The following is a 16,491-nucleotide window of genomic DNA, read 5'->3' on the forward strand; positions in this document are numbered from 1 at the left end:
TGCAGTACGAGCAGCCTGCAGTACGAGCAGTACGACACGAAAGTTCTCACCGTCATGTCTGAGACAACTGGTGCCAGCTACGCAGCGGCGGGCGTCGACATCGAAGCGGGCGACCGCGCCGTCGAGCTGATGAAGGAATGGGTGAAGAAGACGCGGCGCCCCGAGGTCCTCGGCGGCCTCGGCGGTTTCGCCGGCCTCTTCGACGCCTCCGCCCTCAAGCGCTACGAGCGCCCGCTGCTCGCCTCCGCCACCGACGGCGTCGGCACGAAGGTGGACCTCGCCCGGCAGCTCGGCGTCTACGACACCATCGGCCACGACCTGGTCGCGATGGTCATGGACGACATCGTGGTGTGCGGCGCCGAACCGCTGTTCATGACCGACTACATCTGCGTCGGCAAGGTCCACCCCGAGCGGGTCGCCGCCATCGTGAAGGGCATCGCCGAGGGCTGTGTGCTCGCGGGCTGCGCCCTGGTGGGCGGCGAGACCGCCGAGCACCCCGGTCTGCTGGGCCCGGACGACTTCGACGTCGCCGGCGCCGGTACCGGGGTCGTGGAGGCCGACCGGCTGCTGGGCGCGGATCGTATCCGTAAGGGTGACGCCGTGATCGCCATGGCGTCCTCGGGGCTTCACTCCAACGGGTACTCGCTGGTCCGGCACGTCCTGCTGAACCGGGCGGGCCTGGCCCTGGACGCCCCGGTCGAGGAATTCGGCCGCACCCTCGGCGAGGAGCTCCTGGAGCCCACCAAGATCTACTCGCTTGACTGCCTGGCGCTGACCCGCACCACCGGGGTCCACGCCTACAGCCACATCACCGGCGGCGGACTCGCGGCCAACCTCGCCCGGGTGATCCCCGACGGCCTGCACGCGATCGTCGACCGTGGCACCTGGACCCCGGCCCCGGTCTTCGACCTCGTCGGCCGCACCGGTCAGGTCGAGCGCCTGGAGCTGGAGAAGACCCTCAACATGGGTGTCGGCATGATCGCCATCGTCCCCGGGGAGTCCGCCGACGCGGCCCTCGCGACCCTCGCCGACCGTGGGGTCGAGGCATGGGTCGCCGGCGAGATCACCGACCGTGGTGACCACGAGGCGGGTGCCGCGCTCGTCGGTGACTACGCCGGCTGACGGCCCGCCGCGGGCAGCACAGAGCACAGTGCGGGCACCTCTGGTGCAGGCAGCACAGAACCCGGTCCGTGGCCTGGGCCACGGACCGGGTGAAAGCTCAGTGCAAGGTCAAGCGCCGCGACGCTGCGAGGACGGGTCGCCCTCGTCCTCCTCGTCGTCGTCCTCGTAGAGGTCGGCGTACCGTGAATACAGCTCTTCGTCCTGCTCATCGTCCTCGAAGCGGTCGCCGTTCGGCGACTGGTTCGACGTCGATGCGCCCAGCTCCTCGGCCAGGCGTGAGAGATCCGTCCCACCGCTGTTGTACTTCAGCTGGCGGGCGACCTTCGTCTGCTTGGCCTTGGCCCGGCCGCGCCCCATGGCTCGACCCCCTCAACGACGGGGCTCGACGGCCCCAGAGTCTTGACACGCGTTCATGTTCTAGAACGGACTCTCCATTGAGAGACCGTCCGTAGGGCTCCCACGGTACCTGAGCCCGCGCCCATACGGTACGTCGCCCGCAGGACGCGCCACTGCCCAGAACCTGCGGGGCGCCCTGTCCCCGCTGGTCAACCGCGATTTTAACCACTTCTTGGCGGGCGACCCGCCGACGGAAGTGAGAGTTCTCTCTAACGGTTCTCTCTAACGGTTCTCTCTACCTGCCACCGACGGGCACCTGCCAAACATGCGCGAGTGGGCGCGATCGGGCGTGATCGATCGGGATCGCGCGAGTGACCCGTGCGGGATCAGGCCCGGCGGGCCGCGGCGGCCTCGTGCATCCGCTGCTCGGCGATCCGGTCGGCCGCGGCGGCCGGCGGAATACCGTCTTCCTTCGCGCGTGCGAATATGGCCAGCGTGGTGTCGTAGATCTTCGCGGCCTTCGCCTTGCACCGCTCGAAGTCGAAGCCGTGCAGCTCGTCGGCGACCTGGATGACACCGCCGGCGTTCACGACGTAGTCCGGCGCGTAGAGGACGCCGCGGTCGGCGAGGTCCTTCTCGACGCCCAGGTGCGCGAGCTGGTTGTTGGCCGCGCCGCAGACCACCTTGGCGGTGAGGACCGGGACGGTGTCGTCGTCCAGGGCTCCGCCCAGCGCGCAGGGGGCGTAGATGTCGAGGCCCTCGACCTGGATCAGGGCGTCGGTGTCGGCGACGGCGGTGACCCCGGTCGGGTGCTTGGCCAGAACACGGCGTACGGACTTCTCGCGCACGTCGGTGATCACGACCTCGGCGCCGTCGTCCAGCAGGTGCTCCACGAGGTGGTGTCCGACCTTGCCGACGCCCGCGACGCCGACCCGGCGGCCGTGCAGCGAGGAGTCGCCCCACAGGTGCTGGGCGGAGGCGCGCATGCCCTGGTAGACGCCGTAGGCGGTGAGGACGGAGGAGTCGCCGGCGCCGCCGTTCTCGGGCGAGCGGCCGGTCGTCCAGCGGCACTCGCGGGCCACGACGTCCATGTCGGCGACATAGGTGCCGACGTCGCAGGCGGTGACGTACCGGCCGCCGAGCGAGGCCACGAAGCGGCCGTAGGCGAGGAGCAGCTCCTCTGTCTTGATCTTTTCGGGGTCGCCGATGATCACGGCCTTGCCGCCGCCGTGGCCGAGCCCGGCCATGGCGTTCTTGTACGACATCCCGCGCGCGAGGTTCAGTGCGTCGGCGACGGCCTCGGTCTCGTTCGCGTACGGGTAGAAGCGGGTGCCGCCGAGCGCGGGGCCCAGAGCGGTGGAGTGGATGGCGATGACGGCCTTGAGGCCGCTGGCGCGGTCCTGACAGAGCACGACTTGCTCATGACCCCCCTGGTCCGAGTGGAACAGGGTGTGCAGGACGCCGTCGGTTACGTCGGTCACGGTGGTGACTCCTGGGTAAGTAGCGGCGGGTGGAGACAAGGCTCCCGTGCGGGTGGCGGGGGCTCTGAGCATGAGACTAGAGCCTGGGCGAACCCGCCATCCGCGCAGTGCCGAGGATCACCCTCCCCCGGAGTACACCAGAGCGGGGCCGTGGGACGATTTGCAGTGGTTTCCCGCTCGTTCGTACGCGGGTCGAGCAGGTTTTGTGTCAGGTCCGCTGGGGAGGGAGCAGGCGTGCCCAAGGTGTCCTCGGTGATCGTTCCGTACGCGTCCTACCTCCGCGTGTACGAACCGCTGGCCGCCTTCCCCGAGCCGGAGCGCGGCCACTGGGCGCGGTACGCCAAGCGGGCCGAGCGTCCGTCGTACCAGGACGAGCTGCGGCGCTCGCTGGCCGATCTGCTGCCCACCCCGCCGATCCCGGTGCCGGTGCACGAGAGTGGTGACGCCTTCGTGCTGGAGGTCGACGGCGTGCTCTGCGTCTGCCCCTGGCGCACCCGGCTGCGCGGCTGGCAGGCGCTCGGCGACCTGGCCGAGGAGCTGCCCGCGCCGGTCCTGGACGCGGTCCTGCCGCCGCTCGTACGGCGCCAGGCGACCCAGGACTACGAGCGCTGGATGGCCCGGAACCCGGATGCCCGGCCGTGGATCCGTACGTCGACCTGGCAGGTGCCGCTGAACTGGTTCGTGCTCGTCGCGGACGAGGAGCGGGCGTACGAGAAGGGCTCGGGCGAGGTGCCGCCGGTGCTGCGGTACCGGACGCCGATGGTGCAGGCGCGGCGGCGGGTGGCGCGGGGGCTGCGGACCCTGCGGGACACCATCGACGAGGGGCCGCTGATCGACGGTCTGGTGGACGTGGGGCGCTGGCTGGAGGAGTTCCACCCGCGCTCGCTCGTCGAGCTGGACTACGGCGGGCTCGTGCACACCCTGCCGGCCGCGCAGCTCGACGGGGACCACTCGGCGGCCGATGTCGCCGAGGGCATCGAGGCGCTGCGCAAGGGCGACGGGGCTGCGGCCGGGGAGGCGTACGGGCGGCTCGTGGAGCGGTGGCGGGCGGTACGGGACCGGCGGTCGGCGAACTGAGGGAACTGGGGGAACTGGGGGAACTGAGGTTCGCGTCTGCAAGATGTGAACTGAGGGTTCATGGTGGCGAGTTGGTGGCCGGGGTGGCGGCTGGGTCGCAGATGTGTCGGTGACTGTGGTGGCTTCTGTGCCGGAAAAGGCTTTCCGCGAAGCCTGTGTCATGGTGAACTAGCGATCCTTGGCCCAAGGTTGACGCATCGATGCCCGATCGGTGGGACGTACCCCTCGATCCGGGCTTTTGTGTCAAGCGTGACGGACTGCACTTACGCGGGCCTTGCCTCTTACGCCACTCCTCATGCCAAAATAGGACAAGGAGTTCGGGGGAGGCTCCTTCTGCCCGCGTATGGGTGGAATCTCGGCATTGCATGCTTTTGGGGGGGTCTTGATGACTCCTGCACGCCACTGTGACTGATCGTCACAGTGGCGTGACTGTCCGCTATGGCATGGTCCATCGGCATCCGTCACTGATGAACACCTGGGAGGGCAATTCCATCGGTTTGGCCGACGCGGCTGGACGGATGGTGTAGTTGTAGTGCCGAGGACAAGCCGTTCGTCCTATAACCGACTCGACTCGCGTCCGCCATTTCGGGCAACGCGGGTCAAGGTGCAGAATTTAGAGGAAAGAACCGAGAAGGTTCGGTTCTCCCGAGGAGGCCGCTCATGACCGCTCGCACCCCTGATGCCGAGCCGCTGCTGACCCCGGCTGAGGTTGCCACGATGTTCCGCGTCGACCCGAAGACGGTGACGCGCTGGGCCAAGGCTGGCAAGCTCACGTCGATTCGTACGCTCGGCGGGCACCGCCGCTACCGCGAGGCGGAGGTCCGTGCTCTGCTCGCGGGCATTCCGCAGCAGCGCAGCGAGGCCTGAACCCGCCTGACAACTCCATAGCCGGGCAATTCGGTAGGTCCCCCAACGTGCCGAGGTGCCCGAACCCATAGCGCCAAGCGACGCGGGTTCTGCCCCAACAGGGCCCACGCCCAAGCTATCCAGGCAAGCGACAAGGGTGCGTCGTCGATCACGCTGGACTCCGCCGGGTCCAGCGTGATCTTTTTTGTGCGTGGGGTGTCTCCGGTTGGCGGCTCCGTGAGTGGGGTTTGGCGGCTCTGTGAGCGGACTTGGCGGAGTCTGAGGAGGGGTGTCGGATCTGCTGTGGATACCCTCGGGAGACTGGTGCAATTGCACATATTAAATTGACCAGTTGTAGGTGGGCTGTAAGTTCCGCCCCACTGAAAACTTATGCGGTGACACCTGTCACACGCCAGGGCACTTGTTGCCTGTGGCACATGTGCGGTAGGGGGGGCGGGAGTTGGGCTCCGTTCCTGATGCGGCTCTGCTGGGTGAGTATCCCGGATGAGCGCGGCTCACGCCTGTGAAGGGCTGTCGTCCTCCGAGGGGCTCCCCGGGGTCTCCTTGATCTCCTTGGTCCTCCATGCCGGCCGTGAGGGCTGTGCGGGTTCCATGGCCAGGCGGAGCAGCTGGTGGCAGATCGGGCAGTGCCGTGTCAGGTGGCGGTACGAGGAGGCGGCCGACAGGTGGGCACGGAGCAGAGCGCGTGTTTCGTGCCTGGCGGACGCCGTCATACGCCACCTCCGGAGTCGGAGCTCTTCAGTTCTGGGTACCGAGGGAATGTGACGGCGTCAAGATGCGGGGGCCTCCGGCGGTTGGGCGGGGGCGTCTGCGGGTGGTTGGGCGGGGGCGCCTGCCGCTGGGAGGTGGGTCGGGGCCGTGCCGGTGTGTCCGCCCGTCGCGTGTGGACATACGGCTCGGGGGTTGTAGGAGACGGCCTTGTCGAGCCCTCTGTATGCGACGGGCGTTGACACACCGGCACGGCCCCTTCCGCGCGTGGGCGGCTTTCCCGTCGTGGGGGAGGAGGCTGTGTGAGAACGCCGGCTCGCAGCTTTCCCGCTGTGGGGGTGGGGTGCGAAACGGCTGTCCCGCCGTGAGGGTGTGCGGCGTGGGCGGCTTTCTCGCCCGGGGGTGCGGCATGACATGAGAAGAGGCCCGCGCCTTGGGGTGTGGCATGAAGGAGAGGCCCGCGCCTTGGGAGCGTGGGTGCTTTGCCGCGGTCCTGACGGGATTTGCTGGGCCCGATTGCGGCTGCGCCGCGGGCGCGGCCTCCACCTTGACGGGGTGGCGAGCGGGGTCTGGTGTGGGGTGATGGCATGAGTGAGGCCCGCGCTCCTTGTTGGAGGCGGGCCTCACTTCTTCACTGCGGTCCTGACGGGATTTGAACCCGCGGCCTCCACCTTGACAGGGTGGCGAGCACTCCAAACTGCTCCACAGGACCAGGTTCGCGGCGCCCACGCGACGGAGTCCCATATTGGATACTGCGGTGCGTTGCGCTGCGAGAAGAGACTGTACAGGAGGGGTGGGGCGGTGGTCGAACTCACCGAATGTGCAGGGGTGGTTACGGGGCTGCCGCGTCGATGGCCTTGACGATGCGCTTGTCGGAGACGGGGTAGGCCGTGCCGAGGGCGTGGGCGAAGTAGCTGACGCGGAGTTCCTCGATCATCCAGCGGATGTCGAGGACGGAGGAGGGGGTCGGGCGGCCCTGCGGCATTTGTTCCAGGAGCCAGGCGTACTCGTCCTGCATCTCGTGGACCTTTTCCATGCGGCTGGTGTCCCGCTGGACGTTCGTCGGCATCTGCTGGAGGCGGCGGTCGGCGGCGACGAGGTAGCGCATCAGGTGCGGGAGGCGGCCGAGGCCCGTCTCGGTGACGAAGCCGGGTCTCACGAGGGCGTCCAGCTGCCCCCGTACGTCCTGGAGGTTGGGGAGGAGGGCAGGGCTGCGGGTGGCCTTCAGGCGGCGTTCGCAGGACTGCCAGGCGGCGAGGACCTGCTGGACCCGGTCGACCGTGCGGACGGTCGTGTCGACGATTTCGGCGCGGACCTTGTCGTAGAGCTTCCGGTACGACTCCTCGTCCCACGCCGGGCCGCCGAAGTCGCCGATCAGCTTGTCCGCGGCCGCCATCGCGCAGTCGTCGAAGAGGGCCTGGATCGAGCCGTGGGGGTTCGCGGACAGGGCGAGCTTTTGTTGGTTCGTCAGCTTTTCGGATGCGAACTTCGCCGGGTTCACCGGGATGTTGCGGAGGATCAGGCGCCGGGTGCCCTTCCACATCGCCTGCTGCTGCTCGGCCTCCGTGTCGAAGAGGCGTACGGAGACCGTGTCGCCGTCGTCGACGAGGGCCGGGTACGCCTTCACCGGGTGGCCGGCGCGGCGGGTCTCGAAGACGCGGGTGAGGGAGCCGATGGTCCAGTCGGTCAGGCCCTTGCGTTCGAGGGACTCGCCGCCCTGGCGCTCCGCGGTGGCCGCCGCTGCCTGGGAGAGGGCCTTGCGGGCCTTCGGCTTCAGGCGGAGGCGGAGGGCCTCCAGGTCCTTGTCCTCGGCCAGTTTGCGGCGCCGCTCGTCGATGATCCGGAAGGTGATCTTCAGATGGTCGGGGATCTTGGCCCAGTCGAAGTCGTCGGGCGTGAACGGCACGCCGACCATGCGCTTCAGTTCGCGGGCGAGGGTGGTGGTGAGGGGTTCCTGCAGGGGGACCGCCCGTTCCAGGAACGCCTTCGCGTAGTTGGGGGCGGGGACGTAATTGCGGCGGATGGGCTTGGGCAGGGAGCGGATCAGTTCGGTGACCACCTCTTCGCGCAGGCCCGGGATCTGCCAGTCGAAGCCCTCGTCCGTGACCTGGTTGAGGACCTGGAGCGGGATGTGGACCGTCACGCCGTCGGCGTCCGTGCCCGGTTCGAACTGGTACGTGACCTTGAATTTGAGATTGCCCTGACGCCAGGAGTCCGGGTAGTCCGCCTTGGTGACCGCCTCCGCCGACTCCCGGATGAGCATCTCCCGCTCGAAGTCGAGGAAGTCGGGCTGCTCGTGGCGCTTGCGCTTCCACCAGGAGTCGAAGTGGGCGCCGGAGACGACGTGTTCGGGGACGCGCTGGTCGTAGAAGTCGAAGAGGGTCTCGTCGTCCACGAGGATGTTGCGGCGGCGGGCGCGGTGTTCCAGTTCCTCGACCTCGGTGAGGAGTCTGCGGTTGTCCGCGAAGAACTTGTGGTGCGTACGCCAGTCACCCTCGACGAGGGCGTTGCGGATGAAGAGCTCGCGGCTCGCCTCCGGGTCGACGCGGCCGTAGTTGACCTTGCGCTGGGCGACGATCGGTACGCCGTAGAGGGTGACCTTCTCGTACGCCATCACGGCCGCCTGGTCCTTCTCCCAGTGCGGTTCGCTGTAGGTGCGCTTGAGAAGGTGCCCGGCGAGGGGCTCGATCCACTCGGGCTCGATCCTGGCGTTGACGCGGGCCCAGAGACGGGAGGTCTCGACTAGCTCGGCCGACATCACGAAGCGCGGGGGCTTCTTGAAGAGGGCCGAGCCGGGGAAGATCGCGAACTTGGCGTTGCGGGCGCCGAGGTACTCGTTCCGCTCCCTGCGGGGGCCGGCGTCCTTGGACTCCTTCACGTCCTTCATCCCGATGTGGGAGAGGAGACCGGCGAGGAGCGAGACATGGATACGGTCGGCGGGGGCGTCCTCCTCGTCGAGGTGGATGCCCATCTGCTTGGCGACCGTTCTCAACTGCGTGTAAATGTCCTGCCACTCGCGGATGCGCAGGAAGTTCAGGTACTCCTGCTTGCACATCCGGCGGAAGGACGAGGAGCCGCGTTCGCGCTGCTGCTCGCGGACGTACCGCCAGAGGTTGAGGTAGGCGAGGAAGTCGCTCGTCTCGTCCTTGAAGCGGGCGTGCTGCTGGTCCGCCTGGGCCTGTTTCTCGGCGGGGCGCTCGCGCGGGTCCTGGATGGACAGGGCGGCGGCGATGACCATGACCTCGCGTACGCAGCCGTTGCGGTCCGCCTCCAGGACCATCCGGGCCAGGCGCGGGTCGACGGGGAGCTGGGCGAGCTTGCGGCCGGTGTCCGTGAGGCGCTTGCGGGTGTCTTTCTGCTGAGGGTCCAACGCGCCCAGTTCTTGGAGGAGCTGGACGCCGTCGCGGATGTTGCGGTGGTCCGGCGGGTCGATGAACGGGAACTTCTCGATGTCGCCGAGGCCGGCCGCGGTCATCTGCAGGATGACGGAGGCGAGATTCGTACGGAGGATCTCCGCGTCCGTGAACTCCGGGCGGGCGAGGAAGTCGTCCTCGGTGTAGAGGCGGATGCAGATGCCGTCGCTGGTCCGGCCGCAGCGGCCCTTGCGCTGGTTGGCGCTGGCCTGGGAGACCGGCTCGATGGGGAGCCGCTGGACCTTGGTGCGGTGGCTGTACCGGCTGATCCGGGCGGAGCCGGGGTCGATGACGTACTTGATGCCCGGGACGGTGAGGGAGGTCTCGGCCACGTTGGTGGCGAGAACGATCCTGCGGCCCGTGTGCGGCTGGAACACGCGGTGCTGCTCGGCGTGCGAGAGGCGGGCGTAGAGGGGCAGGACTTCGGTGAACCTGTACTGCTTCTTGTTGAGCGCGTCGGCCGTGTCGCGGATCTCCCGCTCGCCGGAGAGGAAGACGAGGATGTCGCCCTTGCCTTCGGTCTGGAGTTCCTCCACGGCATCGCAGATCGCGGTGATCTGGTCGCGGTCGGAGTCGTCGCCGTCTTCTTCGAGGAGGGGGCGGTAGCGCACCTCGACGGGATACGTCCGGCCGCTGACCTCGACGATCGGGGCGTCGCCGAAGTGCCGGGAGAAGCGCTCGGGGTCGATGGTCGCGGAGGTGATGACGACCTTGAGGTCCGGGCGGCGGGGGAGCAGCTGGGCGAGGTAGCCGAGCAGGAAGTCGATGTTCAGGGACCGCTCGTGGGCCTCGTCGATGATGATCGTGTCGTACGCGCGCAGCTCGCGGTCCGTCTGGATCTCGGCGAGGAGGATGCCGTCGGTCATCAACTTGATGAAGGTCGCGTCCGGGTTCACCTGGTCGGTGAAGCGCACCTTCCAGCCGACGGCTTCACCGAGGGGCGTGTCCAGCTCCTCCGCGACCCGCTCGGCGACCGTACGGGCGGCGATACGGCGGGGCTGGGTGTGCCCGATCATGCCGCGCACGCCACGGCCGAGCTCAAGGCAGATCTTGGGGATCTGGGTCGTCTTCCCGGACCCGGTCTCACCGGCGACGATCACGACCTGGTGGTCGCGGATCGCCGCCGCGATGTCGTCCTTCTTCTGGCTGACCGGGAGCGTTTCGGGGTACGTGACGGCGGGCACGCGCGCGTGCCGCCCGGCCATCCGTTCCTCGGCCTTCCCGACCTCCGCCTCGATCTCGGCCAGCACGGCGGCGCGCGTCTCCGGCTTACGGATCTTGCGCGCACCTTCGAGCCTGCGCCCGAGCCGGTGCGCGTCGCGCAGTGACAGCTCGGCCAGGCGGGGGGCGAGGGCGCCGAGGGCGGGGGCAGGGTGTGTAGACATACGCGGTCCAGGATCTCACCCCTCCGAAACCCCTGGCGAACGCTTTTGCGCTCCGCGGAACTGGGGGTGGTGTTGGCCGGGGTTCACATGGGGTGGGGCCGTATGCCTCACCCGTATGCCTCACCGACCCAGGGGACCCTACGCCGCCTCCCCCGCCCGTGGCGCCGGCTCGCGTTCCGTCAGCTGTGCTCCCTGTTCGGGCGCGGAGGAGGACGGCTCCGGCGTGCTGGGCTCGGGTGACGGGGACTCCGTCGGCGTCGGCGGCGCGGGCTCCTCCGTCGTCCTCGTGGGGGTCGGCTCGATCACCGGAGGCTCCGGCTTGGCCGGCTTGTCGTCGTTGTCGTCGGGGGTGTCCTTGTCGTCCTTGGTGTCCTTGTCACCCTTGGGGTTCTTCGCGGTCGGCTTGGGGGAGGGGGCGTCGGCGGCGGAGGCCGAGGCGGACGGGGAGGCCGAGGCGGACACGGACTCGTCGGGCTCGACGGCGGACTTGTCCTTCTTGCCACGCTCGCCGTAGGAGCCCGTATCGCCGCCGTCCGACATCGCCGACCCTCCGTCGGGCGCGGCGGCACCGCGCTGTCCCGCCGAGTGCGAGGGCCCGGGCCTGGCCCCGTCGTCCTCCACGCTCATACAGCCGGTGGCCGCGGCGACGGCCATGACCGTGGCGGCCAGACGGACGGGTACGTTCAAGGCGCGCACGGGCGGCCACCTCCGAGGGCGGGTGATAAGTCCCCCTGCCCAACTCCCGCCGCCCGCAAGAGGACACGCGCACTCGACGAGCGAGCCTCAGCCGTAACCGAGCGCGTGCAGCCGGGCGTCGTCGATTCCGAAGTGGTGCGCGATCTCGTGGACCACGGTCACTTCGGTCTCGGTCACCACGTCCTCCCGCGACTCACACATCCGCAGCGTCGGCCCCCGGTAGATCGTGATCCGGTCCGGCAGCACCCCCGCGTACCACTCGCCGCGATCCGTCAGCGGAGTCCCCTCGTACAGCCCGAGCAGCTCGGGATCGTCGGCGGGCGGCTCGTCCTCGACGAACACCGCCACGTTGTCCATCAGCCGCGTCAGCTCCGGCGGAATCCGGTCCAGGGCCTCGGCGACCAGTTCCTCGAACTCCTCGCGCGTCATCTCCAGCACACGGCCATTGTCGGGTACGGCACCGGCGTAAGGATGCCGGAAGTCGTCATAGGAGAGTTCAGAGAGCGTCAGAGGGAGTCGGAGAGAGTCGGAGAGAGTCGGGGATTGCCGTACGACCGGTCTATGCGGTCGTACGGCCGTTCGGAGGTATCCCTGCATACCACCACCAGATTTGGGCATACGGGACCAATGGCCCGCGTCCCCGCCGCCGCAGCCGCCGCCATGCGCCGCGTACGACAAGCCCCCGGCGCACTGGTCGGCCACTACCGCGCACGTCACCCGCACCCCACCGTCGAGCTGATCCGCCCGCCGCACCCCTATGCCCGCACCCTCGGCCTGATCGCCGTCGTGCTGCTCGGGGCCTGGCTCGGGCTGCTGATCGTGGGCAATGTGCGTGTGCCGGTCGGCCCCATGGACACGACCATGACCCTGCGTCCCTCCCTCGACGGCGGCACGAAGATCAACGTGTCCCCGCTCGGCGCCCTGGAGCTGCGGAGTCACCGGGCCCCCGTACGCCTGGACGTGAACGTCGATCAGCTCGACCCGGTGCGCGCCCGGGCCCTCGTCGACCATCCTGAGCGGATCTCCGGGCTCCAGGACGACATAGCGGCCGACGTGCAGCGCGGGACGCTCGACCTGGCCGTACGGTCGTCCGTGGCCGTCGTCTCCGGGGCCACCGCCCTCGGCCTCGCCGTCTACCGCCGTCCCCGCCGCGCCCTCGCCGCCGGCGGCCTGGCTCTCGGCCTCCTCGCCGCGTCCGGCGGCAGCGCCTACGCCACCTGGAACCCGAACTCCGTTCTGGAGCCGAAGTTCTCCGGGCTGCTCTCCTCCGCCCCGTCCCTCGTCGGCGACGCGCGCAGCATAGTCACCGAATTCGACGTCTACCAGAAGGAGCTGGCCCGCCTGGTGACGAACGTGACCAAGCTGTACGACGCCACGTCCACCCTCCCCGTCTTCGCGCCGGACCCGACCACCATCCGGGTCCTGCACGTCTCCGACATCCACCTCAACCCCGCGAGCTGGAAGATCATCGCCTCGCTCGTGGAGCAGTACGAGATCAACGTCATCGTCGACTCCGGCGACACCATGGACCACGGCACCGCCGCCGAGAACGGCTTCCTCGACCCGGTCGAGACGCTCGGGGCGCCGTACGTCTGGGTGCGGGGCAACCACGACTCGGCGGTCACCCAGCGGTACCTGGAGGGCATGAAGAACGTGCACGTCCTCGACGAGGGGCGGGCCGTGAACGTGGCCGGTCTGCGCTTCGCGGGCATGGGCGACCCGCAGTTCACCCCCGACCGCTCGGGGAAGCCGGGGCTGGAGGAGTCGGAGGAGCTGGCGGGCCGGCGCCTGGCGTCCGAGCTCCGCGAGCACACGGTGGCGGGCGCGCCCGTGGACGTCGCCGTCGTCCACAACCCGGACGCCGCGCGCGAGGTGGACGGCGAGGTGCCGCTGGTCCTCGCCGGGCATCTGCACCACCCGGAGATGGAGGTCCTGAAGAGCGGCACCCGGCTGCGCATCGAGGGCTCGACGGGCGGGAGCGGCCTGCGTGCCCTGGAGCAGCAGTACCCCGACCCGATCGAGGTGTCCGTCCTCTACTTCGACCGCGACATCCGCCGCCTCCAGGCCTGGGACGAGATCAAACTCGGCGGTCTGGGGCTGACGACGGCCGAGGTCAGCCGCCATCTTCCGGACGAGAACCAGCCGGGGGCGACACCGCCACCGAGCCCTACTCCGAGTCCGAACGGCAGCCCGGACGAGAGCCCGAACGGGAGTCCGAGTCCGACCCCGGGGGCGAACGGAGGGCCGGTCGGGAGTCCCACCCCGGGGGCCACCGGGAGTGGTCCTGGCGGGAGTCCCACGGGGAGTCCGGCGCCGAGTCCGACGGGGGCGGGGCAGTGAGTCCGGGAGGGGGAGGGGCGTGTCCTGCGGTGGAGGGGCGGTGAATCCTGCGGGGTGGTCCGTCGTGCCTCGCAGGGGGCGCCCAGTAAACCGTTTTGGCGATACCTCTCGTCATCCCATATGCTGCTGACGTCCCCGACGCGCTGACAAGCGCCCAGGCGGGCCCGTTTAGCCCTCATCGTCTAGCGGCCTAGGACGCCGCCCTTTCAAGGCGGTAGCACGGGTTCGAATCCCGTTGGGGGCACCATCTGATCTTGTAGTGCCGCAGGTCACCTCGGGCGAACGCCACGGGTCCACCCGCCTTGCGCTCCCCTGCGCCACCCGCTTCCCCGCGCCACCTGCTTCCGTCTCCGGCGGTGTTGCCGTATCCCCCGACGGCAGCCGGGTGCTCGTTCACTTCCGCCCTGGTTCCGGTCGGTCGATGCCCCTCTGGGGAGCCGCAAACCGCCTTAAGATGGAACAAATTCTCCACGGTATCGAGGGCAACGTGTCGGCCAACGGCGTGGGATCGAGTTCGTACCCGTTCGGGGCCACGGGTGTCGGCGAAGCGCCCGAACTCGACGACGCACTGGTCAGTGCCGTCATGAGTGCCGTGGAGATGACCGGAGCGCATGCCGGAAGCGTGTTCCTGCTCTCGGGCGACCATCGCTCGCTCGTCCTGACCGCGGCATGCGGGACGCCGCCCTCCCTCCTCGGCGGGTTGCGCCGGATCCCGGTGAACAGCGGTATCCCGGTGGCTGAGGCGTACCGCTCCGGGCGCATCGTCCACCTTGCCGATGCGGAGGAGACGATGCGGCGCTTCCCCAAGTTCTCGGTCGCCGTGCCTTACCCGTTCGGCTCCGCGTCGGTGCCCGTGAGAGTGGGCGAGCAGACCTTCGGAGCGATGGCCGTGCTGTGGACGCCCAAGCCCGACGGGGCAGGTCTGTCGAGGGCGCAGCGCCGGCGTCTGCGCTCCGCGGCCGACCGTCTGGGCACCGCCCTCGCCGGGCTGAGCGCCCGCCGGGCACTCGGCGAGTGCGTCGAGCGCCGGGCTCCGGTGGTGGCCCCGCTGCCGTCCGCCCCGGTGATACGGGTGGGCCTGTTCGACTGGGACCTCGGCACCGGAGCCCTCACGGCCGACGACGAGCTGTGCGCGATCGTCGGAATCCCGCCCGGCGAGTTCGACGGACGGGAGGCCACGCTGGCGGCCAGGATCGAGCCCTCGGATCTGCCCGGCTTCCGGTCCGCCGCCCGTGCCGCGATCGAGGAACGTCATGTGCTCGCGCACTGCCTGCGCGTCCGGGACCGCGGTGGCGGGCACCGCACGGTCGAGCTGTGGGGCCGGGTGCCCGAGAACCCGGACGACCTGCGGGCGTCGTCCCATCTGGTCGGCGCCGTGCTCGACTCCGGGAGCTGTATGGCTGCCGTGGCGGCGATCGAGCGGCTCGCGGACGGCTTCTTCGCGCTCTCCCCGGACGGACGTATCGCCTATGCCAATCACAGCCTGGAGCATCTGCTGCGGGTCCGCCAGGACCAACTGCTCGACAGGCGTCCGTGGGACGTCCTGCCCTGGCTGGCCGATCCCGTCTACGAGGACCGCTACCGGGCCGCCATGATCTCTCAGCGACCGGTCTCCTTCCTGGTCCGCCGCCCGCCCGACGAGTGGCTCGTCTTCTCCCTGCACCCGGGCGCACAGGGCATGACGGGATGGGCGGCACTCGTCAGGCAGCCGGTGCCGGCCGGCACCGGACCCGGGACGTCCGTCGCGGAGGAGGGTTCCCCCGTCTCCTCGCCGCCTCCGCCGGCGGCCCCACGCCTGGGTGCCCTCTACCGCGTGCTCCACCTGGGCAGCGCCCTCACCGAGGCGGTCACCGCGAACGAGGTGTGCGATGCCGTCGCCGAGCAGCTGCTCCCGGCTTTCGGCGGCCAGAAGCTGGCGATCTGCGTGGTGGAGGAGCGGCGCCTGCGCCTGTTCGCGCAGCGCGGCTGTTCGCAGAGCGTTCTCGCCCGGTTCGAAGGCACCCCGCTGCATGCCCGGCTGCCCGTGACGGACGCGCTGACCTCCGGGGCCCCGCTGTTCGTCGAGTCCCGGGCGGAGCTCCTGGAGACGTATCCCGGGATCCCGGCCGGCGACTCCAGCTCCTGGGCGTTCCTGCCGTTGATCGCCTCCAACCGCCCGGTCGGCGCCTGCATGCTCGGCTTCGACGACGTCCATCGGTTCCCCGACGAGGAGCGCGGCGTCCTCACCGCGCTGGGCGGCCTGATCGCCCAGGCCCTCGAACGCGCCAGGCTCTACGACGCCGAGTTCGCTCTCGCCCGCGGCCTGCAGAACGCGCTGCTGCCGCACCGGCTGCCCACCGTGCCGGGCCTCGGCGTCACCGCGCGCTATCTTCCCGGCACCAGGGGGATGGACATCGGCGGCGACTGGTACGACGTCATCCCCACCGGCGAGGAGGTCGCACTGATCGTCGGGGACGTCGAGGGGCACAATGTCGCCGCCGCGGCCGCCATGGGCCAGTTGCGCAGCGCGGTGCGGGCCTTCGTGACCGCCGGCCACCAGCCGGGCGACGTCGTCGCCAGCACCAACCAGCTCCTTCTGGACCTCGACCCCGCGCTGCTCGCCAGCTGCTGCTACGCCCGCATCCACCCCCGCACGGGGTGCGTGCGCATCGTCCGCGCGGGCCACTGCCCGCCCCTGCTGCGCCTGCCCGACGGACGCACCGAAATCCTGGATGTGCCCGGCGGCCCGCTGCTCGGTGTCGAGGCGGCGGCCGACTATCCGGAGTCGGAGCTGCGCCTGGTGCCCGGATCGGTCCTGGCCCTGTACACGGACGGGCTGGTCGAGAGGCGCGGCTCGGACATCGGTTCCGGCATCGACCGGCTCCGGGCCGCACTGGCCCACACGGGCAGGGACCACTTGGAGGAGCTGGCCGACGAGCTGCTGCGGGATGCCAGCCGGTCCCCCGACAGGGCGGACGACATCGCGCTCCTCCTCACCGAGTACGCCCCGCCCCCGCAGAGGGCCACGGAGCCACCGTCGGCACGCGCCGCCTTCCGCCCGTCGCCATGAGTCACGGCGGCCCAGCC

The 16,491-nt window shown here is 69.7% G+C and carries 11 protein-coding genes and 2 tRNA genes; 6 read left to right on the forward strand and 7 right to left on the reverse strand.

The genetic code is table 11. The features are described from left to right. Nucleotides 1-54: 54 nt before the first annotated feature. Nucleotides 55-1,122 carry a phosphoribosylformylglycinamidine cyclo-ligase gene (purM, locus tag ACWD3C_RS34445; protein WP_451150125.1) on the forward strand — a complete coding sequence of 356 codons (1,068 nt, stop codon included), beginning with the start codon at nt 55-57 and terminating at the stop codon, nt 1,120-1,122. Between the two features lie 108 nt (nt 1,123-1,230). Here the strand turns inward: purM and ACWD3C_RS34450 are convergent, their stop codons facing one another. Next, entirely contained in the window at nt 1,231-1,479 is a 249-nt protein-coding gene (locus tag ACWD3C_RS34450) for a DUF3073 domain-containing protein (protein ID WP_451150127.1), read from the reverse strand. Between the two features lie 365 nt (nt 1,480-1,844). Beyond that, a complete protein-coding gene (locus tag ACWD3C_RS34455; protein WP_451150129.1) occupies nt 1,845-2,939 on the reverse strand; it encodes a Leu/Phe/Val dehydrogenase in 1,095 nt (364 codons plus the stop codon). Between the two features lie 234 nt (nt 2,940-3,173). On the opposite strand from ACWD3C_RS34455, the gene ACWD3C_RS34460 reads away from it, so the two are divergent. Together ACWD3C_RS34460 and bldC are read left to right on the forward strand one after the other, a co-directional pair. Beyond that, complete coding sequence (locus ACWD3C_RS34460) at nt 3,174-4,016, forward strand: hypothetical protein (protein ID WP_451150131.1); 843 nt, start codon at nt 3,174-3,176, stop codon at nt 4,014-4,016. A gap of 660 nt (nt 4,017-4,676) precedes the next feature. Further along, nucleotides 4,677-4,883, forward strand: a complete 207-nt coding sequence (gene bldC, locus ACWD3C_RS34465) for a developmental transcriptional regulator BldC (protein WP_003949541.1) — start codon at nt 4,677-4,679, stop codon at nt 4,881-4,883. Between the two features lie 494 nt (nt 4,884-5,377). Here bldC and ACWD3C_RS34470 read toward each other — a convergent pair whose 3' ends face one another. From ACWD3C_RS34470 to ACWD3C_RS34490, 5 genes are all read right to left on the reverse strand, one after another. Continuing rightward, nucleotides 5,378-5,596, reverse strand: a complete 219-nt coding sequence (locus ACWD3C_RS34470) for a DUF6274 family protein (protein WP_451150133.1) — start codon at nt 5,594-5,596, stop codon at nt 5,378-5,380. Between the two features lie 632 nt (nt 5,597-6,228). Beyond that, nucleotides 6,229-6,303 (reverse strand) — tRNA-Asp (locus ACWD3C_RS34475). Between the two features lie 120 nt (nt 6,304-6,423). Further along, a complete protein-coding gene (gene hrpA, locus ACWD3C_RS34480; protein ID WP_451150135.1) occupies nt 6,424-10,389 on the reverse strand; it encodes an ATP-dependent RNA helicase HrpA in 3,966 nt (1,321 codons plus the stop codon). 138 nt (nt 10,390-10,527) lie between these two features. Continuing rightward, a complete protein-coding gene (locus ACWD3C_RS34485; protein WP_451150137.1) occupies nt 10,528-11,085 on the reverse strand; it encodes a hypothetical protein in 558 nt (185 codons plus the stop codon). A gap of 87 nt (nt 11,086-11,172) precedes the next feature. Beyond that, nucleotides 11,173-11,523: a metallopeptidase family protein gene (locus ACWD3C_RS34490; RefSeq protein ID WP_451150139.1), complete on the reverse strand. Its 351-nt coding sequence runs from the start codon at nt 11,521-11,523 to the stop codon at nt 11,173-11,175. Nucleotides 11,524-11,712: 189 nt separating this feature from the next. Here ACWD3C_RS34490 and ACWD3C_RS34495 point away from each other — a divergent pair, with 189 nt between their 5' ends. The 3 genes from ACWD3C_RS34495 to ACWD3C_RS34505 all read left to right on the forward strand — a co-directional run bounded on the left by ACWD3C_RS34495 (nt 11,713) and on the right by ACWD3C_RS34505 (nt 16,474). Next, nucleotides 11,713-13,425, forward strand: coding sequence for a metallophosphoesterase family protein (locus ACWD3C_RS34495; RefSeq protein WP_451150141.1), 1,713 nt, complete (start codon nt 11,713-11,715; stop codon nt 13,423-13,425). A gap of 171 nt (nt 13,426-13,596) precedes the next feature. Then, nucleotides 13,597-13,672, forward strand: a tRNA-Glu gene (locus tag ACWD3C_RS34500). A gap of 207 nt (nt 13,673-13,879) precedes the next feature. After that, complete coding sequence (locus ACWD3C_RS34505; protein WP_451150143.1) at nt 13,880-16,474, forward strand: SpoIIE family protein phosphatase; 2,595 nt, start codon at nt 13,880-13,882, stop codon at nt 16,472-16,474. Nucleotides 16,475-16,491 lie beyond the last annotated feature (17 nt).

This window comes from Streptomyces sp. NPDC002845, assembly GCF_053591955.1.